We start from the raw sequence: 25,694 nt of genomic DNA on the forward strand, positions 1-25,694 counted from the left end.
GACCTTCGACGGTCACCGCACATGAGTGCACCTCTTCGCGAGGCGGCAAGATCAAATACGAACAGGGACGCAGGGTGTGCCGGAGCCGAGAGACTCGCTACGACGGGGTTCCGATCCGGGGATGACCAGCGGTTCCGTCGGGTAGCTGTCCGTTCAGCCACGCCCGAGCTGAATGGCCTTGACCACCAGCAGAATCGCGCCGATCACGAGGTAGCCGCGCAGTGCGAGCATGCCGAGTTTGGTTCCGGCGGACCAAGTCACGGGCTCGAGCAGGGCCAGTGGCGGCATGCGCCAGGTGTCCTTCTCGGATTCGTCGATCTTCGCCACCGGCGGTGGAGCAGGCGAGCGATGTTGCAGCAGGCGTAGCGCCACCAGCGTCAGTACGGTGAGCACCGCGATGCCCGCCGCGAGGTACTCCGAGGTCGACACCACGTCCAGATCCGGGAACAAGGTGGTGGCCATGAGGATCCCGGACAGCAGCAGCAGCACCCCGACGATGACCCCGGCCACGATATTGAGCCAGGCGCGGTTCACCCACGGCCCCAGAACCTGCGGGTCGTTACACAACAACAGCAGAAACACACTCGCGCTGGGCAGCAACAACCCGGCCAGCGCCTGCACCGCAGTGGTGATCAAACCCAGCGGCGCACCCGGAATCAACACGATGACCGCGGCGACCACCACCATGGCGATATAGGACAGATAGAACTGCTTGGCATCGCGAAACCCGCGATGCAGCGAGTGCTTGATACCGAATACGTCACCGAAGGCGTAACTGGTCGACAGTGTGACCGCCGCCGCGCCGATGATGGACGCGTCGAGCAGTACGATCGCGAAGACCGGCCCGAGGACGTGGTGCGCCTGCCCGAGCAGGTGCGCGACATCGCCGGCGTCGGTGAACTTGCCCACCGAGCCGGTGACCCGCGCAGCATAGTCGGCCGTCATCACCAGCGCCGTCGCCCCGATCACCACCACGAACGCGCCTAGCGTGGTGTCGGCGCGCTCGTAGCCGATGAACCGCGGCGTGATGCGCTTGTCGACGATGTTGGACTGCTGGAAGAACAGCTGCCAGGGCGCGACGGTGGTGCCGACCATGGCGATGATCAGCAGCACCGCATCCGAGGTGAAACCACCCGACACACCGGGAACCACGAAACTGCCTGCCGCGCGGCCCCAGTCGGGATGCGCCATGAGCAGCATCGGGATCTGCAGCAGGGTGACCGCGATGAATGCGAACATCGCCCGCTCCCACCGCTGGAAACTCCCGGAAGCCATGATGGCCACCAGCGCCACCGCCGCGGTGGGCACCACGATGTACTTGGAGATCCCGAAGTACTCCGCCGCCAGGCTGACACCGATGAACTCGGTGACAATGGTGAGAAAGTTCAGAACGAACAGATCACCGACAGAGAACCAGCCCCACCCGCGACCGAAGCGCTCATTGATCAGCCGAGCGTGCCCGACACCGGTCACCGCGCCGAGCCGGACCACCATCTCCTGATTCACGATCAGCACAGGAATCAGCAGCAGCAACACCCACAGCAGGCTGTAACCATAGTTCTGCCCGGCCTGGGCGTAGGTCGCCACACCGCCGGCGTCGTTGTCGCCGACCATCACGATCAAGCCCGGTCCGATGATGGCCAGCAGCGTCAGCATGCGGGTCTTGAACGTGCGCGGATGGTCGGTATCGGTGAGCTTGATCTTGCCGAGCGCGCCCTCGATGTCGCCGAGGTGCGCCGAATCCAGCACCGCCGACTGCCGACTCGCCGCGGTTGGCGGATTCGCTCGCGATTGCGCGCGTGGCGCATTCGCCTCCCCCCGCACTTCCGGTCTGGCCGGGGCGGGGTAATTTTCGTCGGTATTCGTCACAGCTGTCCCGCATCATCCCGGTTCTCGCCGCTGTTCTTCGCGGTGGGCGCGGATTCCCGCACCGGCCGCGGCGCGGGCTCACGCCGGCGCCAGTCCTCGGGAATGATGTCCTCGAGCACATCGTCCACGGTGACCACGCCGAGCACCCGGTCCTCCTCGTCGACGACCGGCACCGCATAAAGGTTGTAGTCGGCCATCAGCAGCGCAATGTCGGTGAGGTCGGCGTCGGGGGCCACCCGCACCGGGTCCGCGTCCATGAGATCGGCGACCGCAGTCGCCGGCTCCGCCTGCAACAGAGCAATCACCGATGCGACGCCCACCAGCTGCCCGGTGTCGAGCACGTGCACTTTCAGCAACGCCTCCGGCTGCAACACCTGCGCGCCCGCGATCATCGACAGTGCCTGCTCAGCCGTCGAATCCAGCGGACACGCAACGAAGTCGACATTCATCAATCCGCCAGCGCTGTCGGGATTGAAGCCCATCAGCGTGACGACCTTGGTCCGTTGCCCGGCCGGCATCAGATCCAGCACCCGACGTCGGCGCGACTGCCGTAGTTCCATGATCGAGTCCGCCGCGTCGTCGGCGCGCATACGGCCCAGCAGGGCCGCGACCTCACCGTCGGGCATGTCGTTGAGCAACCGGCTGGACTGATCGGAGTCCAGCTCCTCGAACACGTCGGCCTCGAGCTCCGGATCACCGTGCACCTGATCGAGGATCTCACCCCGCTCATGCTTGTCGGCCTCCTCGAGCAGGTCGGCGATCTGTGCGGGCTTGAGCCCTCGCAATCGGACGCTGATTCCACGCACGGCCGAGGACTGACCGTGACCGACCAACGGCTCGAACGCCTTCCAATCCCGCGATGCGTGCCCGCCCGAGGACTTCACCAGCCCGAACAACCGTGCCGGCGGGCGCGTGTCCAGCCGCGCCAGCACCCAGCCCTCGCCGGTCCGATCGAGCTCGACGTCATAGGCGCGCACCAGCTCCGCTGCCGCCACGTCGATGAGCCGGTGCCCGAGAATATCGGCCTTCAACAACACCTCACCCTCGCGCCGCTCGAACGAGCGCAGATCGACCTTGTTGACCGACAACACGACTCGCTCCCCGCCGAATTCGCGGATGTTCTCTGCGGAGACGAACACGTCGCGCCCACCCACACCCACGACCACACCGGTGACCGGGGGATAGGCATCCCCGCCGGGCAAACGCACGATCAGATCGTCCACGCGGCCGATGGACTCGCCGGACCCGGCGACGACGGGAGCCTTCAGCAACCGCGACAGATGAACGGTCGCCACCGGCTCCGGTGACGAATTCGGTGCGGTTGTACTCATATGCCCTCCTGGCTCGGTGTCCCCGCAAACCGGCGGCCACGGCCACACCTTGCACCGCGGCCGGTGCTATTACAAAAAGGATGACCCAACAACGGGCATCGGGCAGACGAACGAAACGCCCACGTCACAGTGCGCGGGCCGCACCTGTGCAATCTCTCAGATAACCCCGGATAACAGGCAATTATCCCATCATCAGCGGCCCGCAAGAGCACCCGCACGCCTCGACGGTGCTGATACTGGGGGTGCTGGGGGTGCTCTGCCGCGGGGCGTGCGCACCCTTCGCTCGGGTGTTCGGCGTGCGAGCCCTCCGGGAGATCGATGCTGCCGGCGGCATTTTCGGCGGTCGACACCAAGTCATGATCGGCTTGGTCCTCGGCATCATCGGCAGTGTCTTCCTGGTGTTCGGTGGCGTGGTGTTCTCGCTGCTGGTCATCCGGAGCCACGGATAGCCCCTGTCTCTCTAGGCGTCGACCTGAAACACCTCGCTGCGGTTGCACGATCGGCATAGCAAGAGTCGACGAGCGTGGAGGTATCCGGTTATGCCCCTTGGTGTTCGAATGATCGGTGCGGGAGTCGCAGCGGTAGCAGCCCTTGCTGTGGTGTCGACAGTGCCAGCGCAGGTGCGCGCGGATGATGGCGCAGGGCCGTCCGCACTGACGTTGACCGTGGGCGACGGCACGTCGCTGGACGCGGTCACGAATCAACGGACCGTGCTGTTGATCTGTTCGCCGACAGCGCTCGGCACCCATCCGCAAGCAAGCCAGGCCTGCGACGAACTCTCTGCGGCGGGTGGGGACTTCGGTCGGCTGCGGGGTGCACCCATGCGGTTCTGTCAGAATCTCTACCAGCCGGTGATCGTCGCCGCTGACGGTGTGTGGAACGGTGCGCCGGTGTCTTATCGCCGCACCTTCGCGAACAGCTGCATGGAAAAGAACGGCAGTAAGTACGTGTTCGCGTTCTGAAGCCGACAGAAGCCGAAACCTTCGCCGCCTCTAGCGGGCCGAACGAGTCCCGGGTCGGATCGCTGCTGTAGCGCATCCGGATTCGGAGCTGACCGGGAGCGTCGTGGACCGCCGGTACTGCTCCTACCTCGATGCCGACCCGCTCGAGAAACGCTGCCAGGTGACCCGTCGGCCATCGATTCGCCGACTATTCACCGAGGAACCACTCGGTTGCGGTCCGGTGGCACGTCGGGGGGTGGAGCTAAGGGGACTCGAACCCCTGACCCCCACACTGCCAGTGTGGTGCGCTACCAGCTGCGCCATAGCCCCGGATGGTCGTCGCTGGGTTTCCCTGGCGACTGGGAGAAGGTACACCATGGGCCCCCCTTGGAGGCAAATCTGCTGGAAACAATGGCGGGCGGAGGGTGGGCGCGCGCCCGTAGGGTGGGCGGTGATTCGTTGTCATCCGGGGTTTTCGGCGGGTAAGGCGGGCACGGGAGAGGTGGTCGGTTCCGGCCCTGGCGCGGATTCTCACCGATGCGCTCAGTGGGCTGGTGACACTGGCCGGGCGTGGCCGGCCATCGCCGAGGACGGCACGGACGCACTTGCCTGCTACGGGCTCTCTGCCGCGGAACAGCCGGCGGAACTTGACCTTCTGCACCTCGCAGCAAACCGTCGCCACCGCGGCGATCACCGCGGTGACCCGCGACGCCGTCCCGCCCTGTCCTCGCCCTCACCCCTGACGGACTCCCACCGTGGTGACCGCCTGCGCCCGCCAATGGGAAATGCCCCGTCCACCCTCATGCGCGCGGTCTGCCCTCGCCCCCGGCCGATCTTGCCGACGTCCTCACCGGCGCCTGGCCCTGACTCCACACCCGCCTGGACCTCCCCGGGCCATCACCCCGCCGCTGACCTCAACCCCTCGGACAATCTCCCCGAGCCTTGTCCGATACCCCGAGAACGGGATTCACGCCGCACCTGGCAATTCTGGCGCTGACCGCCGCCAGACCGCACGACGCAGCAGGCGCAGGCCATTGAGGCCGACGATCACGGTGGAGCCCTCATGACCGGCGACACCCAGCGGCAGGGGCAGAGTGCCGGCCAGGTCCCAGATCACCAGGACCGCAATGAAGGTCGCGGCGATCACCAGATTCGCCACCACGACGCGGCGGGCACGGCGGGACAGGGCGATGACCGTGGGGACTGCGGTGAGGTCGTCGCGGACCACAATGGCGTCGGCGGCGTGGAGGGTGAGGCCGGAACCGGCTCCGCCCATGGCGATTCCAGTGTCGGCGGCGGCCAGTGCGGGAGCGTCGTTGATGCCGTCGCCGACCACGGCCACGCGGTGACCCTCCGATCGGAGTTCGGTGACGGCGGCGACCTTCTGATCCGGGAGGAGGCCGCCGCGGACGTCATGGAGGCCGACGGCGGCAGCGAGGCGCGCGGCGGCGGGCTGGTTATCGCCGGTCAGCAGGACCGGGGTGGAACCGGTGACCCGGGTGGTGTGCTCAACGGCTACGGCCGCCTCCGGACGACGTTGATCGGTGAGGGCGAGCACACCGATCGGACGCCCCTCAGAGGTCACCACGACCGCCGTGAAACCCTTCTCCTGCAACGTATTCGTCACCGTGCGAGCGCACCGCTCCACCGCCTCATTGCCGGCGCCGAGCATCGCCGCCGGCGAGCCGGCCGCGATGCGGCATCCGCCGATCCAGGCACTGACACCGCTGCCGGGTTCAGCGACGAATCCCTCGGCGGTAGGGAGCTGCTGCCCGTCAGCTCGCGCCGCGCGCACGATGGCCGCCGCGAGCGGGTGCTCGCTGTCGACCTCGACGGCCGCGGCCAGCCGCAGTACCTCCGCTTCACTGAAATCCAGATCGACACTGCGGATTTCGTCGACATGCGGCATGCCCCGGGTCAGAGTGCCTGTCTTGTCGAAGGCGACCCGGGTGGTCGCGCCCAGCCGCTCCATCACCACCGCCGACTTGACCAGCACGCCGTGCCGTCCGGCATTGGCGATGGCGGCCAGCAGCGGCGGCATGGTGGCCAGCACCACCGCGCACGGGGAGGCGACGATCATGAAGGTCATGGCGCGCAACAACGCCCGCTGCAGCGAGTCGCCGAAGGCGAGCGGAGTCGCGAACACGGCGAGGGTGACCGCGACCATGCCGATCGAATAGCGCTGCTCCACCTTCTCGATGAACAGCTGCGTGCGCGCCTTGGTCCGCCCGGCCTGCTCGACCAGCATGGCGATGCGCGCCACCACCGAATCCTCGGCGCGGCGGTCCACCCGGATCCGCAGGGCCCCGGTGCCGTTCAGGGTTCCGGCGAATACCTCGTCGCCGGCGGTCTTGTCGACGGGCAGCGGCTCGCCGGTAATCGTGGCCTGACCCACCTCACTGCCGCCGTCGATCACCGTGGCGTCGGCGGCGATTCGCTCGCCGGGGCGGACCAGGACCACATCGCCGACGCTCAGGTCAGCGGCGCGCACGGTCTCCTCGCCGCCGGCCGTGAGCCGGGTCGCGGTCTCGGGCGCGAGGTCGAGCAGGCCGCGCACCGAATCCTCGGTGCGTGCGGTGGCCAGCGCCTCCAGGGCCCCGGAGGTCGCGAAGATGACGATCAGCAGCGCGCCGTCGGTGATCTGCCCGATGGCCGCCGCACCGAGGGCCGCCACCACCATGAGCAGATCGACGTCGAGGGTCTTCTCGCGCAGGGCCCGGAATCCGACCGAACCCGGCTCCCACCCGCCCGCGGCGTAGCAGGCCAGATACAGCCCCCACCACAACCAGGCGGGCGCACCGGCCAGTTGCGCGGCCAGCCCGAGCAGGAACAGCGCGACCGCCAGTGCGGCCCATCGCATCTCGGGCAGCGCGAACAACCGCGTCCGGCGCACCGCCGCCTCCGGCTGTGCGGAAATCTGCACCGGGGTCGCCACGACCACAGACCACCTCCATCACGATCATTGACCGTCGTGACGATACCAGAACATATGAAGACGTCTTCATGTGTATGAAATTCCTCGAGGTACCCTCCTGTGTCATGGGACATGGCGTCGAGGGCCGCGATCGGCCGACGGCACGGCTGGACGCCGAGGCCGCCGCCCATGTCGCCACCACCCTGCAGGCGCTGGCCACCCCCAGCCGGCTACTGATCCTCAGCGAGCTGCGGCAGGGTCCGCTCCCCGTCACCGAACTGGCCTCGTCGATCGGCATGGAGCAGTCGGCGGTCTCGCACCAGTTGCGGCTGCTGCGCAATCTCGGGCTCGTCGTCGGCACTCGGACGGGCCGCAGCATCGTCTACAGCCTGTACGACAACCACGTTGCCCAGCTGCTCGACGAAGCCATCTACCACAGCGAACACCTTCGTCTGGGTCTCGCCGACCGTCCGACCACCGCCTGACCGAGACGTGCCCGGGCGTCTCGAATCAGCGCGGAAATGCCTTCCCCGCAACAGCCGATGCCGCTTACGCGACCGCGAGAGCCACGATGACGAGAAACGCTGCGAGGCAGGGCGATCCGGCATCCGCGGTGTACGCGGAAGCGAAGGCGATCGGTGCCGGTCCGATTCACCCCGTGAGCCGCGGAGCCGTCCCGGAACCGCTCGGCGGTCAGTTCGGAGCGAGAGCGCCGGAGTGGTAGCTGACGGTGGGACTCCAGAGGAAGAAGCCGTTGTATCCGGCCGCGTAGGTGGCGTCGATCTGCGCCTTCACCTCCGCGTCCCCGTACGCCACGCCGAGGCTGAAGTCCTGCAGCCACGGGATGATCTGGGTGTTGGTGCCCGCCGTGCGCGCCCGGAAGTCCTGTAGCGAGCGGAAGATGATGTCGTACGGCTGGGCGTTCGGGTTGGCGACATCGTATTCGCCGGAGTGCCAATGGCTCGGGTAGAGCATCGGGGCCAGGAAATCGGTGTAGCGCGCCATGGACGGGATGTCCTGGGCGATCTCGTCGGGGCGGGTGGCGGCGATGCCGAAGACGGCGGCGCTCAGGGAGGCTCCGGCCTCGTGTACGGGATCGCGGCAGTCGCGCAGGAAGGTGGCGATGGAATCGGAGGGCGATTCGGTGAGGCCGGGGAACTGCATGCCCGCGAGGTTGCCGTCGGGGCGGCGGATGTAGTCGTACATGACACCGTCGAAACCGAGTCGGGCGGCCTCGATCGCGAGATCCCGGTTATAGGAGCGAATTTCGGGGCTGGCGAAGTTGGTGAAGGCGATCGCTCCGTAGCCGCTGGAGTACGGCTGGCCGGATGAGTTCTGGATCACCCAGTCGGGGTGGCCGTTGTGCCAGGCCCAGGAGGCCAGGGTGGGATCGCGGAAGGCGACGATGCGGCCGACCACCTTGATGCCCATGTCGTGCAGCTGCTTCAGCGCGGTCGCGGCATCGTAAATCGTGCTGGCGGCGCCGGATTCACGGGCGAGCGGCACCTGCGAGTCGTAGCCGACCATGCCGTCCTCGTCCTTGATATCGAGTTGGACGGTGTCGATGCGACCCTCGCGGGCCATATCCAGGACTGCCTCGCGCATGGGGTCGTAGGCCCAGGCGTAGGCGGTGACGTGGACGGCGCGGATGCGCGGGAGCGCCACCCCCACTTGCAGTGGGGTGGTGGCCTTCTCGCCCGCCGCACCGATGGCCACGACGGTGGTGTCGACGGGTGCGTGCGGTAGCTGGATCTCGAAGGAGCCGTCCTTGGCGGGCCGCGCCGTCCGGTCGCCGATGGTCACCTGCTCGGCGCCGATCGCCCTGCCGCGCACCATCACCGGATCCCGGTAGGAGGTCGCGGCGGCCGGCGGGACCAGTTCCAGGCGGGGCGGCTGTGTTTCGGCATTGGCGGCCGAGGGGCGGCTGCGGCCGAAAACGAACACCACCGCGGTGAGCCCCAACACCAGCACCGCGCCGACCGCGAGCAGGGCGGACCGCCTGCGGCGGATCGACCGGAGTCGCATGAGCAACGTACACACCAACTTCCACTGACAGCTGTTGGCATCACTATCGCGCCTGCGCGGAGGCGTCGGCCGTTTTTCGGCGAGATCCCCTCAAAACCGTTGTCGCCGCGTAGCGTTGCGGCAATGAAGGCGTCGACGACGCTGCGGATGGTCGCGGCGGCGCTGCTGTGCGTTACCGCCACCGCATGCGGAGCAACCACCGCCACCGTGCCACGTCCGCCGGCCGCGTCGGCATCGCCACCGACCACCGAGCCTCCGGATCCGGCCGCGGTAGCCGCCAATGAGCTGGGCCAGATCCCGATTCTCATGTACCACCGCATCGAAGCCGATCCCGGCAGCGAATACGACCAGACGCCAATGAGATTCACCTCCGAACTGGAGCGCCTCTACACCGACGGCTACCGCCCGATCACCGTCGCCCGGTACCTCTCCGGCGTGATCGACCTACCCGCGGGCACCCACCCGGTGGTCCTCACCTTCGACGACTCCACCCGCACCCAGCTGACCCTCACCGATTCCGGCGACCCCACACCCGAGTGCGCGGTCGGCCTGCTCGAGCAATTCCATTCCCGCCACCCGGATTTCGCCGCCACCGCCACCTTCTACGTCAATAACGACCCCTTCGGTGACGACCCTCGCGCCCTGCCGTGGCTAATCCGCCACGGCTACGACATCGGCGCTCACACCGCGACCCACCCCAACCTCGCGCACCTCTCCCCCACCGACGTCCAGCGCGAACTGGTCCAGAACGTGCGCGCCATCACCACCGCCGCCCCCGACGCCCCCATCCACTCCATGGCCCTCCCCCTCGGCGTCTATCCGACGGACCACGCGCTGGCCGCCTCCGGCGCCTGGGACGGCACCCCCTACACCTTCGAAGCCGTGCTCCTCGTAGGCGCCAACCCCGCCCCCTCGCCCGTCACCACCTTCGATCCCATGGCGATCCCCCGAGTCCGCTCCGGCCGCGACCCGGTTCCCTTCGACTCCACCTACTGGCTCGACTGGCTCGCCGCCCACCCCGCCGCCCGTTACACCTCCGATGGCGACCCCACCCGCCTCTCCTTCCCCCGCCCCCTCACCGACCAGCTGGCCCCCCGCTGGTCCCCTGCCGCTCAGCCCTACTGATCGGTCCCGCTCAGCAGCCGAGGCGGCCGGTCGTCGTGTGCGTCGGATACGGTGCCGGCCACGGGTGATGCGCCGCGCTGACTCGCGCCGGCGGCCGCCACCATGACCACCCCCGCCGCGACGACGACTTCCCGGCACCCAACATGATCGAGATTCATCATGACCTCGAATGCTCGGCACGGTGGTGATCATGAAACGGTGCAGGACCTGATTCGGCTCGATGATGCGGCCGCGGGGGTGCGTGTCACGGTGGTGATCGTCTTCCACGTACGCCGGGCCCGCCACGTCGAGGACGCCCTGCTGCCGCAGCGAGTGCCGGCCGCCGTGTGCCCATCAGCCGAAGCCCTTCGGCTTTGGCTCCTGATCCGCTACCGCACGCGATACTGTTCGGTGTGAGCGCATTTCGGCACAGCCCTCCCCCGGCGAAGTCGAGAGGGCGTGTTCCGCGCAATGCCGAGTTGCTACTGTGCGTGGCCGCACTGGCCCTCATCGCCTTCGCGTACCTGGCCATGACCTCGGCCACCGCCAATGGCTTCGACGGCCAGAGTGTGCGCGCTCTCGGCGTTTTCACCGTCTTCGTCCTGGTCACCCACCTGGCCGTGCGCCGCTGGGCCCCCGCCGCCGATCCGGTGCTGCTGCCGTGCGTGGTGCTGCTGAACGGCCTCGGCCTGGTGCTCATCGACCGACTGGACCGTGCCGAGGCGATGAAGGCGAAGAACGCGGGCGAGCCCATCCCGTCCTCGGACTCGGCGCATCAGCTCATCTGGACCGCCCTGGGCATGCTGTTGTTCGTGCTGGTGCTGGTCTTCGTACCCGACCACACCAAACCCGCGCGCTACGGCTACACCTGCGGGCTGGCCGGGGTGGTCGCCCTGCTCATTCCGGCCCTGCTGCCCTCGCGGTTCAGCGAGGTCAACGGCGGCAAGAGCTGGATCCTGATCAGCGGGTTCTCGATTCAGCCCGGTGAGTTCGCCAAGGTGCTGATCATCATCTTCGTGGCCGCCTTCCTGGTCGCCAACCGGGACCTGTTCACCATCGCGGGAAAACGCTTCCTGGGCATGACCTTCCCGCGCCTGCGGGATCTGGCCCCGCTGCTGCTGGTCACCTTCGTCGCGGTGCTGGTGCTGGTGTACGAGAAGAACCTGGGCTTCTCGCTGCTGGTCTTCGGCACGGTGCTGGCCATGATGTACATCGCCACCGGGCGGGCGTCGTGGCTGATCGTCGGCCTGGCCATGTTCTCGGTCGGCGCGATCATCGCCTATCAGCTGTTCGGGCACGTACGGGTGCGCGTGCAAGTGTGGCGGGACCCGTTCGCCACGTATTACACGACCGGATACCAGATCTCGCAGGGCCTGTTCGGCATGGGCACCGGCGGGCTGGCCGGGACCGGGCTGGGCAGCGGGCGGCCGCAGGACGTGCCGTTCGCCGGGACCGACTTCATCATCTCCACCATCGGCGAGGAGCTGGGGCTGATCGGCCTGGCCGCGGTGCTGGCGCTGTTCCTCATCCTGTGTATCCGGGGTTTCAGCGCCGCCCTCACCACCCGCGACGCCTTCGGCAAGCTGCTCGGCGGCGGGCTGGCGTTCTCGATCGGCTGGCAGTTGTTCGTGGTCGTCGGCGGTGTCACCAAACTGATTCCGCTGACCGGTCTCACCACGCCGTTCATGTCCTACGGCGGTTCCTCGCTGCTGGCCAACTACATCATTCTGGCGTTGCTCATCCGCATCTCCGCCGACGCTCGCTCGGCCCCGCCGCCACCCACCCGGCCCACGCCGGTGGTCCCGCCGATCGCGGACGCCATGACCGAACACGTGTCCCGCCGCCGGCTGCCGCGCCGTCACTGACCCGCATCGCGGTCCGTGCCACCTGCGAATCGCGGCGCATCCGCGAATTGGTCCGCCGGAATCCTCCTCCCCCACTAGCTTTCGAGATCAGCGGAGCGCGACGGGGATGCGCTCGGTGATCCGGCGCGTGTGCGACCGCAGAGTCAGGCAGAGGGTGAGCCAGCATGCGCCGATGAGCCACCCGGCCAGGACGTCGGTCGGCCAGTGCACGCCGAGGTAGAGGCGGGACAGGCCGACCGCCACGACGAACAGGGCCGCCAGGCTGATCACCAGAACGCGGGTGACGCGCCTGGACAGGGTGGGCAGGACGACGGCCACCAGAATGCCGACCGCGACCGTTGAACCCAGCGCGTGACCGGACGGGTAGGAGTGATTGGTCTCGGTGACCAAGTGGTCGATCACCGGGGGCCGATCGCGGCCGATGAGGAGTTTGCCGACGAAGACGAGCAGTCCCGCACCGGCGGCCGCCACGGCGATGAGGACCGCTTGTTCCCAATACTTGCGCCACGCCAGCAGGACGCAGCCGAGGATCGAATAGATCGCCACCGAGGTGGTGTCCCCGGCCGTGCTGACCGCCTTGGCGAGCGTGGTCCAAGTGCTGGTGCGCTGGTCGATGAACCACTGCAACCAGGTCGAATCCGGTCCGGCCGGACCGCTGCACCAGACCACCGCGCAGGTGATGACGACGATGGCCACCGCCAGCGCCAGCGCGACGAGCATGCCGGTGAGCGTGTGGTCGTGGAGCCTGGCCGGGGGTTTCGCCGTGGGTGCTTCCTTCTGTGCGGATGGTGTGGACAGCATGTCACCGAGATTGCCACGGTGTCGCTGAGAGCACGTTGAGAGCCCGGTCCCGGGCCGTACCGCAGGGTCGGGCATGCTGGTGCCGTGCGGGTGCTGGTGGTCGAGGACGAGGAGCGGCTGGCGCGGACGATTCAGCGTGGACTCGAGCTCGAGGGATTCGTGGTGCAGCTCGCTCACACCGGGACCGACGGGCTGTGGGCGGCGACCGAGGACAGCTTCGACGTGATCGTGCTCGACATCATGCTGCCGGGCCTGAGCGGCTACGAGGTGCTGCGCCGGTTGCGCGCGCGCGACGTGACCACCCCGGTTCTCATGCTGACCGCCAAGGACGGCGACTACGAGCAGGCCGACGCGCTCGACCTCGGCGCCGACGACTACCTGACCAAGCCCTTCTCCTTCGTGGTGCTCATCGCCCGGTTGCGCGCGCTGCTGCGCCGCCGGGTCCCGCAGCAGCCGTCCGTGCTGTCGGCGGGCGACCTGGTGCTGGACCCCGCACGGCGGACGGTGCGACGCGGCGACACCGACCTCACCCTGACCCCGCGCGAGTTCGGGCTCCTGGAATTCCTGTTGCGGCACAAGGGCTTGGCGCTGACCAAGATCGAGATCCTGCGCAATGTATGGGACGCCCACTACGACGGCCCGGAGAATGTGGTCGAGGTGTACATCGGCTACCTGCGCAAGAAGATCGACGCGCCGTTCGGCAGCGCCAGCATCGAGACGCTACGGGGTGTCGGCTACCGGATGGTCGACCCCGACCGGGCCGGCGACGGGCAGGTCGATGACGAATCGCGCACCGCCCCAAGGTGATTCACCGATCGTGACCGAGCCGCCGTGCGCGGCCACGATTTCCGCGACGATGGCCAGGCCGAGCCCGGATCCGCCGGTGGCGCGGGCGCGGTCGGCGTCCAGCCGCACGAACCGGCCGAAAACACGCTCGCGGTCGGCGGCCGGAATGCCTGGCCCATCATCGTCGACGAGCACACGGGCGATGTCACCGTCACGCAGAACCGTCACCGCCACCGTGGACCGAGCGTGCGCGGCGGCATTGTCGACGATATTGCGCAGTGCCCGAGCCAGTTTGGGCTGGTCACCCTGGATCCGCACGGGTTCGATGGCGGTCCGCACCGTGTATCCGCCCCGAGCCCGCAGCGCCGCCGCCTGCGCTCCGGCCAGATCGTCGAGATCCACATCGCCGGTGCGCACCTCGAGTCCGCTCTCATCGGCGGCCGCCAGGGTCAGCAGGTCCTCGATGAGGTGGCGCATGCGTTCGGTCTCGGGAAGCAGTGTGCCGTCGATCAATTCGGCGTCCAGCGTCTCCGGCCGGTCGCGGGCGAGCTCCAGCGCTGCCGTGACCGCCGCCAACGGACTGCGCAGTTCGTGGGAGGCGTCGCCGACGAACCGCCGCTGCGCCGCGTGCCCGGCCTCGATGCGGGCCAGCATGTCGTTCATGGTCTCGGCGAGCCGGGCGATCTCGTCGCGCGCCACCGGCACCGGCACACGCTCGGACAGCCCGGCCGCGCCGATGCCCGCCACCCGGCTGCGAATCTCCTCCACGGAGCGCAGCGACCGTCCCACCAGCAAATAGGTGGCCAGCGCGGCCGCCGCGACCACGATGGGCCCGCCCACCGCGACCAGCACCGCGACCCGCTTCACCGCATGCTCGGCGGATTCGCCGTCGCCGGCGACCAGCACGATGTACCGACCATCCCGTGCGGACACGGTGCGACCGGAGACCCGCAAATCCTCGTCGTATGCCGTGACCGGACGCCGCGCGGTCTCCCGCTCGCCCAGGGTGCCCGGATCCAGCAGCGGTGTCGACAGCTTCGTATTCGACTCTCGCACGATCCGCCCCTGCGCATCGACAACCTGTACCACCCCGATCTGCCCGGTGACCTCGAACAGGGAATCGGGCAGCTCCGCGACCGAATTCCGGGCGAGATCACTGGCGATGGCCTCGGCACGGGTGGTCGCCGCCGTATCGATCTCGCGCAGCAGCGACCGATTCAACAGTCCGAGCATCGCCGCCGCCGCGATCAGCAATACCGCGCCCACGGTCAGCGCGGACGCGATGGCCGACCGGATCCGCAGACCCCAGCGCGAGGGCCGCGACCATTCCCGGATTCGACGCACACCCCCATCATGGGTCACCGGCGCACCGGACCCGTTCGGGCCTCGCGGTTCAGCAGTCCGCGATTGACCAGCCCGAGCACCCGCTCCACCGCGAAGTCTATGTCGTCACGGGTGGTGGGAAGCGATCCGTCGAGCAGCAGACCGGCCAGTCCGTGGACCGCCGACCAGGCCGCGATGTCGGCCCCCGGTCGCAGTTCCGGATCCAGCAGTCCGGCATCCTCGGCCTCGTCGAGGACCTGGCCGAGGATGCGATGCGGGTCATCGAAGGGCTTGTCCGCCTGGGTGCCCACGGCCGAGTGGGCGCCGAACGCCGTGCGGAACAGCCCGGTCCGGGTCAACGCGAAATCAATGTACGCGGTGCCGACCGCATGCAGCCGGCCGCGCGGATCGTCGGTGCGGTCGATGCGGCGGCGCATGTCGGCGGCGAGTTCGGCCCGGGCGTGGCGCGAGACCTCGGCGAGCAGCGCCTCGCGATCGGCGAAGTGCCGGTAGGCGGCCGAATGCGACACCCCCGCCGCACGGGCGACCTCGCGCAGGACCACGCGATCCGGCCCGCCCTCTGCGGCCAGCGCGAGTCCCGCGTCGACCAGGGCCGCGCGGAGTGCGCCGTGGTGATAGGTCTGGCGGCGGTCCGGGGCGGCTGAGCTCATGCCGTCAGGATCGCATATTCGGCGAAAATGTTGACGCCGGTCACATGGAATAGCATACTCGTAGATGTGACCAATGGAAACTTCTCCGGTCCGCAACCCGGCCTTCGAATGAAAAGTGCTGATATGAGCAACATTTCGATCGATACCCCGTACTCCTCCGGCACTTCCCGCGTCGACATCGGCAGGGCCCTGGTCGCGGCCGGGCGCGATCTCGACCGGTTACAGCTCGCCGATCTCGCGCTGGTGGAGGACTTCCACACCATGGGCCGGATAGCCACGGGCGCGCTGGCGGAACTCGCCGGTCTCACGCCGGCGACCCGGGTACTCGACGCCGGGAGCGGAATCGGCGGCACCGCGCGCTACGTCGCGCAGACCTACGGCTGCCAGGTGACCGCGGTCGATCTGACCGAGGACTACTGCGAGACGGCGCGCTGGCTCAATCGGATTGTCGGACTGGATGATCGGATCTCCGTGCGGCAGGGCGACGTCACGAACCTGCCTTTCGCAGACGACAGCTTCGATGTCGCCTTCAGTCAGCACGTGCAGATGAACATCGCCGACAAGTACCGGCTGTATCTCGAAGCGCACCGGGTACTGAAAGTCGGTGGTCTGCTTGCCATCTGGGACATCACCGCCGCCCCCGGCGGTTCCCCCGACTATCCGCTGCCGTGGGCCGATCGGCCGGACCAGAGTCACCTGGTGACCCCGGACGAGCTGCGCATCGCACTGGAGCGGTCGGGTTTCGCCATCGACCGGTGGGACGACCTCACCGATCAGGCCACCACCATCATGCGGGCCGTCCTGGCCGCACCGCCGAATCCCGTTGGGCTACAGGCCTTCGTCGCGAACTTCCCGGAGAAGATCGCGAACCTGACCCAGGCGCTCGCCGACGGCAGGTTGCGCGCCATCCGAGGCATCGCCCGGACTCTCGAGCCATAGGCTCGCGGCCCCGGTGAATTCACCGGGGCCCCGTGCCCGGAGAACCTGGTCAGCGCAGCGCGACCGTGGTGGGCAGGCTGGCGAAGCCACGGTTGTTCGAGGCGTGGATGCGCATGAGGCCCGCCGGGTCGACGTCGAAATCTGCTACGCGGGAGGCGATTTCCCGCAGCGCGGTCCGCAGCTCCAGCAGCGCCAGGTTGGAGCCGAGGCAGTGGTGGCGGCCACTGCCGAAGACCAGGGAGGCGGAGGTGTCGCGGCCCAGGTCGAAGGTGTCCGGGTCGGCGAAGACCTCCGGATCGCGGTTGGCCGATCCGGTGATGAGCAGGATGCGGGCGTCGGCGGGGATGGTGACACCGTGCAGTTCGACCGGTTCGGTGGTGGTGCGCAGCTGGGTCTGAGTGGCGGGGTCCCACCGCATGGCCTCGGCGATCCAGTCGTCGATGCGGCCGTCGAGCGCCTGGCGGCGCTGCTCCGGATGCAGCCAGGCAGCGTGCCAGGCATTGCCGAAGGTGAGCATGCTGGTCTCGATCCCCGCGCCGACCAGCAGGATGAGGACGCCGACGATCTCCTCGGGGGTGAGCCGGTCGTCGCCGTCGGCGGCGTCGAGCAGGCCGGAAAGCAGATCCTCCTGCCGGGACTTGCTGCGCTCGATGGTCAGCTCGGTGTAGTAGCCCACCAGCGCGCCGATGGCCTGCATGGCCTCGGGCCGCAGATCGGTGGACTCCTCCTCGGTGTACATGATCTCCATGCCGAGCTTGCGCAGCATCTCCCGATCCTCCTCGGGCACGCCCACCAGCTCGGAGATCACCTCGGTCGGAAACGGCCCGGCGAACTCGGCCATGAGATCGAAACTGCCGCGCTCCAGCAGCGGTTCCAGCAGGCCGATCGCGATCTCACGCAGCCGCGGCTGGAGCGACTGCACCCGGTGCGCGGTGAACGCGCGCGCCACCAGGCCGCGCAGCCGGGTGTGCTTGGGCGGGTCCATGGCGACGAAGGAGAAGAACCGCTCGGCCTGCGGTCCCCAGAAGGCCGGTTCCATGCGCAGCCCGTTCACGCTGGAGAAACGGTCCGAATCGCGGAGTGCGGCAAGCACGTCGGCGTGGCGCGAGAAGGCCCAGAAGTCATCGGTGTCGTTCCGGTAGACCGGGGCCTCGCTACGCAACCTGGCATAGTAAGGATAAGGATCGGCATGGACATCGAAATCGAACGGGCTATAGCGCAACTGCATGACGAACCTTCCGGCAATGCCGCGGAGCGGGGGGCGGGCCTGACCGCTACCGATCCGCAACTGGAGCTGACATAGTGAAACAGTAGCCGAAAAGGATTGGGAGCGTTGTGAACTCGGATTCAGCGGCGGAGCGCGTCGACACCACCAAACCGCATCCGGCCCGCCGGTACGACTATTGGCTGGGCGGCAAGGACAACTTCCCCGCCGATCGCGAGTCCGCCGACGCGGTAGCCGAGGCCTTCCCCACCGTGCAGCTGTCCGCGGTGGAGAATCGGAACTTCCTGCGTCGGGCCGCCGCCTACCTGACCGGCGAGGCGGGCATACGGCAGTTCCTGGATATCGGCTCGGGCCTGCCGACCGCGGGCAATGTGCACGAGATCGCGCAGGGCATCGCCCCGGAATCGCGCATCGTCTACGTCGACAACGATCCGATCGTGCAGGTGCACGCCCGCGATCTGCTCAACAGCTCCGCCGAGGGCAGGACCGCGTATCTCGACGCCGACCTACGCGACCCGCAGCACATCCTCGCGCACCCGGACCTGCGTTCCACCCTCGATCTGAGCCGGCCGGTCGCGCTCATGGTGGTGGCGGTCGCGCACTTCATGACCGACGATGACCGGCCCTACGAGCTGGTCCGCCAACTCACCGACGCGCTCGCTCCCGGCAGCTACCTGGTCATGTCGCATGCCACCAACGACTACATGGACGAACACGATCTGGCCCGCTCCGCCGAGGCCAACGTGCGCAGCGGCGTGCCGTTCCAATTGCGCTCCAGCGCCGAATTCGCCAAGTTCTTCGACGGTTTCACCCTGATTCCCCCCGGCATCACCGCCGTCACCCTCTGGCGACCCGAGGAGTACCGTCCGCATCCGCGCCCCGAGGCGGTGTCCATGCTGGGCGCGGTGGGTCACATTGCCTGATCGGGCAACCCGCCTGCTATCGGATGTCGAACGGGCCGTTGACCTTTCGTCCACGACCCGCCCACGGCGCGGGCCCGCTCAGAGGCTACCGATGTGCTCGGAGCACCCGGCGGGTCCGCGCGAGGAGCACGCGCAGTTGCACCGACTCGCGGCACACCATCACCACGACCACGCCCTCGCAACTTTTGTGCGCACGAACCAGGTGGGCGAGGCTATCGCCGTTGACCAGGAGGCCCAGCAGTCGGCCGAACCGCTTCCGCGACAGTCCCGGGTTCCGGTGCGGGACAGCCGGGTTCGGCCATGAACTGCTCGAGGCGCGCCAGATGGCGGACAACGTGATCAGCGTCATAGTCCCCCACGGTCTAGCTCACACCGCGCGATCTTCTCCGAGCGGCCGCCTCCCGGACCAGTCATCCCGCTCCCGACCGAGATAGCCTGGGCGCTGCCCCACCACGCCACCGACACCAGGAGGATCCGTCCATGCCGAAACCCGCCGCCGACCGCGCCCCGATCCTGCAGCGGCTGCGCGACCGTGGCCGGGTGCGCGTGATCGTCGCCGGTGGCGGCACGGGCGGCCACACCTATCCGGCGGTGGCGGCCGTGCGGGCGCTGCGAGATCTGGCGGCCGAGGCCGGAGCGGCGGCCGAGGTCCTGTGGGTCGGCGTGCCCGACAGCCTGGAGCAGCGGGTCGCGGCCGAGAACGACATCGCGTTCACCGGCATCAAGGCCGGAAAGCTGCGCCGCGACCGGAATCCGCTCAAAATGCTCAACAAGGACAATGCGCGAGACGCGCTGCGCGTGCCGGTCAGCGTCCTCACCGCCCAGCGCGTGGTGCGCCGGTTCCGGCCGGACGCGGTGCTGTGCACCGGCGGTTACGTGTGCGCCCCGATCGGGATGGCCGCGGCCCTGCGCCGGCGGCCGCTGGTGATCCATGAGCAGACCACCGGCATCGGTAAGGCCAATTTGCTGCTCGCCCGGATGGCCGACCGCATCGCGCTCAGCTCCGAGGCCTCGATCGACCTGCTGCCCGCCCGGGTCCGGAGCCGGGCCCTGGTCACCGGCAATCCCATTCGGCCGACCCTGGGCGCCGGCGACCCGGCCGCGGCGGTGAAGGCCCTCGACTGGGAGGGCTACACTCCCGGCCTGCCGACCGTCTACATCACCGGCGGCGCACAGGGCGCGGTGCAGATCAACGACCTCATCCGGGAACTGCTGCCCGAACTCCTGCACTCCGCCAATGTGATTCACCAATGCGGACGGCTGTCCTACCAGCAGGTCCGCGACCACGCCGCCGGGCTCCCGGCGGACGTGCGCGGACGCTACCTGGTGCGCGAATTCATCGGACCCGAGCTGCCCGACGTGCTCGCGCTCACCGATGTGGTCGTATCCCGTTCCGGCGCAGGGACTCTCGCCGAGCTCACCACCCTGGGCAAGCCCTCGGTGCTGATTCCGTATCCGCATTCGGTCGGCGGCGAGCAGATCCGCAACGCCCGAATCCTGGCCGACCACAACGCGGCCCGCGCGCTCGTGGGCGACGATGCCACGGTGGCCAACCTGCGCACCGCACTCACCGAGTTGCTCACCGAATCTGATTCCCGCGCAGCGGTTTCCGCTGCGGCGAAGGCGCTGGGCCACCCGCGCGCCGCCGAGGACCTGGCGCTGACCGTACTGGATCTGGCGACCCGCTGAGCACTCACTCGCTTCAGACCCTATACGCGGCGACCTCGGTAATGGGAGTGATGTTCGCGACCCGCGGCGGCTCCGGAGACCAGGTAGTGTCGGAAGTGTCGGCAAGCCCGCGGTTACCCAGAGGGCTTGCTATTCCGAGAGATTGGAGATGCCATGCAAATCCAGGTCTTCGCCGACAAGCACATCGGCGGCGGCGCGATCGCCCAGGAAGCAACCGACATCATCGCTTCGATCCTGGATCGATTCGCTGATCACCTCACCCGGGTCGAAGCCCACATCACCGACGTGAACGGCCACAAGGGCGGCTCCGAGGACAAGAAGTGCACCCTCGAGGCGCGGCCGAAGGGCCAGCCACCGGTGGCGACCACCCACCGCGCGGCCACCGCCGAGGATGCCTACACCGGAGCGGCCGACAGCATGGCTCATCTGCTCGACAGCAGGTTCGGGCGTCTACACCACGCCAAGGGCGGCGAATCGATCCGCCACCTGGTGGCGGACTGAGAGTCGGCCGACTCTCGAACTCTCGGGGGCGCCCCCTGAAATCCCGATGAAGGCCGAGGATCTTCGCCCGAGGGCCCCCACCTTCGAAACTCGGCGGGGGTGAATCAATCACGGAAGAAGCCCGAGGCGGCGTGCCCGCACGACCGCCTCGTGGCGGCTATGCGCGCCGAGTTTGGTCATGGCGCTACGCAGATAGCTCTTGACCGTTTCCGGCCGCACCGAAAGTCGCTGTGCGGCTTCCAGATTCGTACAGCCCAGTGCGATGTGGGCGAGTACGTCCAGTTCCCGGGGCGCGAGACTCACCGCCTCGTCCGGCGCCGCGACGCCCGACACCAGGCGCGCGAGCTTCTCCGTCATTTCGCGCAGGCGCATGCGCGCCGTGGCGTCGGAGACCGCCTGGGAGATGCCGCGCAGTTCCGCGTGCAAATCCCGAAGCTGTTCGGTGACAATGGTATTCGCGTTGGAAACAGCTTCCCGCGCGAAGGTCAGGCGCAGCCGCCGATCGACTTCGTCGCGGATCGCCAGTTCCATGGCGAGCCGCCGTCCGGCCTGCATCATCTCGTCCGCGATGCGGTCGCCGATGACCCCCGAGTCCCGGTTGGCCACGTAGATCACGGCCCTCGCCTCGCCCTTCACCACCACCGGCACCGCCACCACCGCGCGCAGGCCCTCCCCGAGAACGGGTCCGTCGTAGTGATGGGTGATGGTGGAGGCCGAGCGATAGTCCGATACCGAGTGCGGTCTGCCGGTCGCCACCGCCGAGCCTCCCAGCCCCGAACTGCGCGCCACGACCAGCCCCCGCATGCTATTGGTGCGGGTGCCGACGAACTCACTGAGAATCAGCGTGCCCGCGCGCACCTCGCCACCGAAGACGACCGGAAGCTTGCTGACGGAGGCGAGAGTGCGCAGCTCAGAGCGCAGAGCATCACCGTCGCTGGGGCGCAGGAGCCCGTCGGCGGCCGAAGTCATCGGTCAGCCCCTTTCGGGGGTAGTCGGGGGTCAGTGTGACGTAGATCCTACTGGTGTGAGCGAGAGCACGGGCCGACACGAAGCGACGGACCACCCCGCCGGCGCTGCGGCGAGCTACCCCACAGGGGCGAGCTATACCTTCGGGGTCTGGGACGCCCCATTGCTGGGCGACACCATCGGAGCCAACCTGGATCGGACCGCGGCCGCGCATCCGGACCGCGAGGCCCTCGTCGACTACACCACCGACACCCGCTGGACCTACCGCGAGTTCAACGCGGAGGTGAACGCGCTGGCGCTGGGCCTGCTGGCCGCCGGGATCAGCAAGGGCGACCGGGTCGGCATCTGGGCGCCGAACTGCCCACAGTGGACGCTGACCCAGTACGCGACCGCCAAGATCGGCGCGATCCTGGTCAATATCAATCCTGCCTACCGGGCCCATGAGCTGCGCTACGTGCTGCGCCAGGCCGGGATCCGGCTGCTGGTCGCGGCGCCGTCGTTCAAGACCTCCGACTACGCGGCCCTGATCGCCGAGGTGCGGCCGGAATGCCCGGAGCTCGATGAGGTGGTGTTACTGGACAGCATCGAATGGTGCGGGCTGTTCGACACCGGCCGGGCCGCGAATCCGGACCTGCTGACGGCGGCGCAGTCGGCGCTGTCCACCGACGATCCCATCAATATCCAATACACTTCCGGCACAACAGGTTTCCCCAAGGGCGCGACGCTGAGCCACCACAATATCCTCAACAACGGCTATTTCGTGGGCGAGCTGTGCGGCTACACCGAACAGGACCGGATCTGCATTCCGGTGCCCTTCTACCATTGCTTCGGCATGGTCATGGGCAATCTGGCCGCCACCACGCACGGCGCGGCCATGGTGATTCCGGCCCCGGCCTTCGAACCGCGCGCCACCCTGGAAGCCGTTGCGGCCGAGCGCTGCACCTCCCTGTACGGGGTGCCGACCATGTTCATCGCCGAACTGGCCGATCCGGAATTCGACACCTACGATCTGTCCTCGCTGCGCACCGGCATCATGGCCGGGTCGCCGTGCCCGGTGGAGGTGATGAAGCAGGTCATCGAGCGTATGGGCATGCGTGAGGTGAGCATCTGCTACGGCATGACCGAAACCTCCCCGGTCTCGACCCAGACCCGCCGCGACGATTCGCTGGTGCAGCGCACCGCCACCGTGGGCCGGGCCGGGCCCCATATCGAGGTGAAGATCGTGGACCCGGTGACCGGGGTGACCGTGCCGCGCGGCGCGGCCGGTGAACTGTGCACCCGCGGGTATTCGGTCATGCTCGGCTATTGGGGCGAACCGGAGAAGACCGCCGAGACCATCGACGCCGCGCGCTGGATGCACACCGGCGACCTGGCCACCATGGACGACGAGGGCTACGTGGCCATCACCGGCCGCATCAAGGACATGGTCATCCGCGGCGGCGAGAACATCTATCCGCGCGAGATCGAGGAATTCCTCTACACCCATCCCGACATCGTCGACGCCCAGGTGATCGGCGTGCCCGACGCCAAGTACGGCGAGGAGCTGATGGCCTGGATCCGATTGCGGCCGGACGCAACGCCTTTGACCGCCGAGAGCCTGCGCGAGTTCTGTGCCGGCCGGCTCGCCCACTTCAAGATTCCCCGCTATGTGCACCTCGTCGACGAATTCCCGATGACGGTGACCGGCAAAATCCGCAAGGTCGAGATGCGCGAGATCGGCGCACGACTGCTCGGCCTGATCGAGGAGCAGAAATGAATGCATCATCGCAGAGCGATTCCGTCGAGGGCGTCGGCGGGGCGACGGGTGGTCCCGGCAATACCGAGGCCTACCGGCGCGCCCGCGATGGGCTGCTGGCCGCGTCGACGGACTACGAAGCCGCGCTGCGCGATTTCGAGTGGCCCCAGCTGACCGGTGAATTCAACTGGGCCACCGACTGGTTCGACCACATCGCCCGCGGCAACGAGCGGCCCGCGCTGTGGATCGTCGAGGAGGACGGGTCCGAGCAGCGAATCAGCTTCGCCGACATGGCCGAGCGCTCGGATCGGGTGGCCACCTGGCTGGCCGGGCTGGGCGTGGGCAAGGGCGACCGGGTCGTGCTCATGCTGGGCAACCAGGCCGAGCTGTGGGAGGCCATGCTGGCGGTGGCCAAGCTGGGCGCGGTCATCATGCCGACCACCGGGGCGCTGGGTCCGGCCGATCTGAGCGACCGGATCGAGCGCGGCGGAGCGCGATTCGTCATCGCCAACCACGGCGACACCGGCAAGTTCGACGAGGTTCCCGGTGACTACACCCGGATCGTGGTGGGCGAGTCGGTGTCCGGCTGGCACGACTACGCAGAGGCGGCGGCCATGAAGTCGGCCGGGCCGTTCCGGGCCGTCACCGACGTGAGCGATCCGCTGCTGGTCTACTTCACCTCCGGCACCACCAGCAAGCCGAAGATGGTGCAGCACTCCCAGATCAGCTATCCGGTCGGTCACTTGAGCACCATGTACTGGATCGGTGTGCGGCCCGGCGACGTGCACCTGGCCATCAGCGCGCCCGGCTGGGCCAAGCACGCCTGGAGTTGCTTCTTCGCGCCGTGGCTGGCCGAGGCGACCATATTCGTTTACAACTACGCGCGTTTCGACGCCGCCGCCCTGCTGGCGCAGCTGCGCCGAGCGGAGGTGAACACGTTCTGCGCGCCGCCCACGGTGTGGCGCATGTTGATTCAGGCCGACCTGGGCGAGCGTCCGGCCGGGCTGCGCGAAATCCTCGGCGCCGGTGAGCCGTTGAATCCCGATGTCATCGCACAGGTGGAGAAGGCGTGGGGCCTGACCATCCGTGACGGCTTCGGCCAGACGGAAACCACGCTGCAGGTGGGCAATACGCCGGGACAGCCGCTCAAGCCGGGCTCCATGGGGCGGCCCGCGCCGGGTGTGCCGGTGGTGCTGGTGGATCCGATCACCGGGCAGCTCACCGACGAGGGCGAGATCTGTCTGGATCTGGCCGCCGCGCCGGTCAATCTCATGACCGGCTACCTCGGTGATCCGGAGCGCAATGCCGCGGTCATGGACGGCGGCTACTACCACACCGGCGACGTGGCCGTCCGGGATGAGGACGGCTATATCACCTATATCGGCCGCACCGACGATGTTTTCAAGTCCTCCGACTACAAGGTGTCCCCCTTCGAGCTGGAGAGCGTGCTCATCGAGCATCCTGCCGTGGTGGAGGCGGCCGTGGTGCCGCAGCCGGATGACACGCGGCTCGCAGTGCCCAAGGCGTACGTGGCGCTCGCGGCAGGATGGGAGCCGAACCGCGAAACCGCCCGCACCATACTGGAATACGCCCGCGATCACCTGGCCCCCTACCTGCGTGTCCGTCGTCTGGAGTTCACCGAGCTACCGAAGACCATCTCCGGCAAGATCCGCCGCGTCGACCTGCGCCGCCGTGAGGAGCAGGCGCACGCGGACGGCGAGACCATCCCCACCGAGTACCGCTACGAGGACGTTCTGAGCGACACCATCCGCTGAACCCGCACCGCCCACGCCCCTACGACAGACCGGAGTTCCCATGCCCCACACCATGGAATCCGCCACCGCCTACGTCATCGCCGCCCTGGAGGCCAAGGGGACGGCGACGCGCGAGGACTTCGACGTGTCCGGGATCGTCAGTACGACCCACAGCATCACGCAGACATGGAATTTCCAGGTGGTGGACCGCCGCCGGTTCTGGGGCATCGCGGCCGCCTTCCTACGCGCCTGACCCGCGGAAAGACAGGGAACGACGCCCGTTCGCCCCGCACTCGCACGAGTCGGGGGGCGAGCGGGCTGTCTCACAGTTC

General features: G+C 68.2%; 22 protein-coding genes and 1 tRNA gene. 13 read left to right on the top strand and 10 right to left on the bottom strand.

Going from position 1 to position 25,694, the window contains the following annotated elements; translation table 11 throughout:
* Window positions 1-153: 153 nt before the first annotated feature.
* On the bottom strand, window positions 154-1,749 hold the full coding sequence (locus GLP40_RS06920; protein WP_328289808.1) for an NRAMP family divalent metal transporter: 1,596 nt from the start codon (window positions 1,747-1,749) through the stop codon (window positions 154-156).
* A 116-nt stretch (window positions 1,750-1,865) separates the two neighbouring features.
* A complete protein-coding gene (locus GLP40_RS06925; RefSeq protein ID WP_154787015.1) occupies window positions 1,866-3,200 on the bottom strand; it encodes a magnesium transporter MgtE N-terminal domain-containing protein in 1,335 nt (444 codons plus the stop codon).
* 608 nt (window positions 3,201-3,808) lie between these two features.
* Here GLP40_RS06925 and GLP40_RS06930 point away from each other — a divergent pair.
* Entirely contained in the window at window positions 3,809-4,162 is a 354-nt protein-coding gene (locus GLP40_RS06930; RefSeq protein WP_328289809.1) for a subtilase-type protease inhibitor, read from the top strand.
* Window positions 4,163-4,398: 236 nt separating this feature from the next.
* Here the strand turns inward: GLP40_RS06930 and GLP40_RS06935 are convergent.
* Both GLP40_RS06935 and GLP40_RS06940 read right to left on the bottom strand, forming a co-directional pair.
* Window positions 4,399-4,471: transfer RNA gene (locus GLP40_RS06935), tRNA-Ala, on the bottom strand.
* Window positions 4,472-5,108: 637 nt separating this feature from the next.
* A complete protein-coding gene (locus GLP40_RS06940; protein ID WP_328289884.1) occupies window positions 5,109-7,076 on the bottom strand; it encodes a heavy metal translocating P-type ATPase in 1,968 nt (655 codons plus the stop codon).
* Between the two features lie 104 nt (window positions 7,077-7,180).
* On the opposite strand from GLP40_RS06940, the gene GLP40_RS06945 reads away from it, so the two are divergent.
* Complete coding sequence (locus GLP40_RS06945) at window positions 7,181-7,540, top strand: ArsR/SmtB family transcription factor (protein WP_154787017.1); 360 nt, start codon at window positions 7,181-7,183, stop codon at window positions 7,538-7,540.
* Window positions 7,541-7,748: 208 nt separating this feature from the next.
* On the opposite strand, the gene GLP40_RS06950 is transcribed toward GLP40_RS06945, so the two are convergent.
* Window positions 7,749-9,080: a putative glycoside hydrolase gene (locus GLP40_RS06950; protein ID WP_154787018.1), complete on the bottom strand. Its 1,332-nt coding sequence runs from the start codon at window positions 9,078-9,080 to the stop codon at window positions 7,749-7,751.
* 123 nt (window positions 9,081-9,203) lie between these two features.
* On the opposite strand from GLP40_RS06950, the gene GLP40_RS06955 reads away from it, so the two are divergent.
* The 3 genes from GLP40_RS06955 (at window position 9,204) to GLP40_RS06965 (ending at window position 12,049) form a co-directional block, all read left to right on the top strand.
* A complete protein-coding gene (locus GLP40_RS06955) occupies window positions 9,204-10,205 on the top strand; it encodes a polysaccharide deacetylase family protein (RefSeq protein WP_230329318.1) in 1,002 nt (333 codons plus the stop codon).
* Window positions 10,206-10,403: 198 nt separating this feature from the next.
* Window positions 10,404-10,601, top strand: a complete 198-nt coding sequence (locus GLP40_RS06960) for a hypothetical protein (RefSeq protein WP_154787019.1) — start codon at window positions 10,404-10,406, stop codon at window positions 10,599-10,601.
* A complete protein-coding gene (locus GLP40_RS06965) occupies window positions 10,598-12,049 on the top strand; it encodes an FtsW/RodA/SpoVE family cell cycle protein (protein WP_328289810.1) in 1,452 nt (483 codons plus the stop codon). The genes GLP40_RS06960 and GLP40_RS06965 overlap by 4 nt, the downstream gene beginning before the upstream one ends.
* 87 nt (window positions 12,050-12,136) lie before the next feature.
* Here the strand turns inward: GLP40_RS06965 and GLP40_RS06970 are convergent, their stop codons facing one another.
* On the bottom strand, window positions 12,137-12,850 hold the full coding sequence (locus GLP40_RS06970; RefSeq protein ID WP_196054556.1) for a phosphatase PAP2 family protein: 714 nt from the start codon (window positions 12,848-12,850) through the stop codon (window positions 12,137-12,139).
* Between the two features lie 84 nt (window positions 12,851-12,934).
* On the opposite strand from GLP40_RS06970, the gene GLP40_RS06975 reads away from it, so the two are divergent.
* Window positions 12,935-13,657, top strand: coding sequence for a response regulator transcription factor (locus GLP40_RS06975; protein WP_328289811.1), 723 nt, complete (start codon window positions 12,935-12,937; stop codon window positions 13,655-13,657).
* Here GLP40_RS06975 and GLP40_RS06980 read toward each other — a convergent pair.
* Together GLP40_RS06980 and GLP40_RS06985 are read right to left on the bottom strand one after the other, a co-directional pair.
* Window positions 13,571-14,980, bottom strand: coding sequence for a sensor histidine kinase (locus GLP40_RS06980; RefSeq protein ID WP_328289812.1), 1,410 nt, complete (start codon window positions 14,978-14,980; stop codon window positions 13,571-13,573). The two genes, GLP40_RS06975 and GLP40_RS06980, sit on opposite strands and share 87 nt — an antisense overlap.
* A 14-nt stretch (window positions 14,981-14,994) precedes the next feature.
* Window positions 14,995-15,630, bottom strand: a complete 636-nt coding sequence (locus tag GLP40_RS06985) for a TetR/AcrR family transcriptional regulator (protein WP_154787021.1) — start codon at window positions 15,628-15,630, stop codon at window positions 14,995-14,997.
* A gap of 123 nt (window positions 15,631-15,753) precedes the next feature.
* On the opposite strand from GLP40_RS06985, the gene GLP40_RS06990 reads away from it, so the two are divergent.
* Window positions 15,754-16,569 (top strand): class I SAM-dependent methyltransferase, encoded by an 816-nt coding sequence (locus GLP40_RS06990; protein ID WP_154787022.1) that lies wholly within the window; start codon window positions 15,754-15,756, stop codon window positions 16,567-16,569.
* 49 nt (window positions 16,570-16,618) lie between these two features.
* Here GLP40_RS06990 and GLP40_RS06995 read toward each other — a convergent pair whose 3' ends face one another.
* Entirely contained in the window at window positions 16,619-17,731 is a 1,113-nt protein-coding gene (locus GLP40_RS06995) for a cytochrome P450 (RefSeq protein ID WP_230329319.1), read from the bottom strand.
* Between the two features lie 173 nt (window positions 17,732-17,904).
* Between GLP40_RS06995 and GLP40_RS07000 the strand changes: the two genes are divergently transcribed.
* The 3 genes from GLP40_RS07000 (at window position 17,905) to GLP40_RS07010 (ending at window position 20,907) form a co-directional block, all read left to right on the top strand.
* Window positions 17,905-18,717, top strand: coding sequence for an SAM-dependent methyltransferase (locus tag GLP40_RS07000; protein WP_328289813.1), 813 nt, complete (start codon window positions 17,905-17,907; stop codon window positions 18,715-18,717).
* 480 nt (window positions 18,718-19,197) lie between these two features.
* Window positions 19,198-20,406, top strand: coding sequence for a UDP-N-acetylglucosamine--N-acetylmuramyl-(pentapeptide) pyrophosphoryl-undecaprenol N-acetylglucosamine transferase (locus GLP40_RS07005; protein ID WP_154787024.1), 1,209 nt, complete (start codon window positions 19,198-19,200; stop codon window positions 20,404-20,406).
* A gap of 153 nt (window positions 20,407-20,559) precedes the next feature.
* Complete coding sequence (locus GLP40_RS07010; RefSeq protein ID WP_154787025.1) at window positions 20,560-20,907, top strand: ribosomal subunit interface protein; 348 nt, start codon at window positions 20,560-20,562, stop codon at window positions 20,905-20,907.
* 108 nt (window positions 20,908-21,015) lie between these two features.
* Here GLP40_RS07010 and GLP40_RS07015 read toward each other — a convergent pair whose 3' ends face one another.
* A complete protein-coding gene (locus GLP40_RS07015; RefSeq protein WP_154787026.1) occupies window positions 21,016-21,876 on the bottom strand; it encodes a helix-turn-helix transcriptional regulator in 861 nt (286 codons plus the stop codon).
* 160 nt (window positions 21,877-22,036) lie between these two features.
* Between GLP40_RS07015 and GLP40_RS07020 the strand changes: the two genes are divergently transcribed.
* The 3 genes from GLP40_RS07020 to GLP40_RS07030 are packed head-to-tail and all read left to right on the top strand — an operon-like array spanning window position 22,037 to window position 25,615.
* Window positions 22,037-23,629: an AMP-binding protein gene (locus tag GLP40_RS07020; RefSeq protein ID WP_154787302.1), complete on the top strand. Its 1,593-nt coding sequence runs from the start codon at window positions 22,037-22,039 to the stop codon at window positions 23,627-23,629.
* A complete protein-coding gene (locus GLP40_RS07025; RefSeq protein WP_154787027.1) occupies window positions 23,626-25,383 on the top strand; it encodes an AMP-binding protein in 1,758 nt (585 codons plus the stop codon). Before GLP40_RS07020 ends, GLP40_RS07025 begins: the two co-directional genes overlap by 4 nt.
* 40 nt (window positions 25,384-25,423) lie before the next feature.
* Window positions 25,424-25,615, top strand: a complete 192-nt coding sequence (locus tag GLP40_RS07030; RefSeq protein WP_154787028.1) for a hypothetical protein — start codon at window positions 25,424-25,426, stop codon at window positions 25,613-25,615.
* Window positions 25,616-25,694 lie beyond the last annotated feature (79 nt).

Origin of the sequence: Nocardia aurantiaca (assembly GCF_009708175.1) — a bacterium.
Taxonomy (GTDB): Bacteria; Actinomycetota; Actinomycetes; order Mycobacteriales; family Mycobacteriaceae; genus Nocardia; species Nocardia aurantiaca.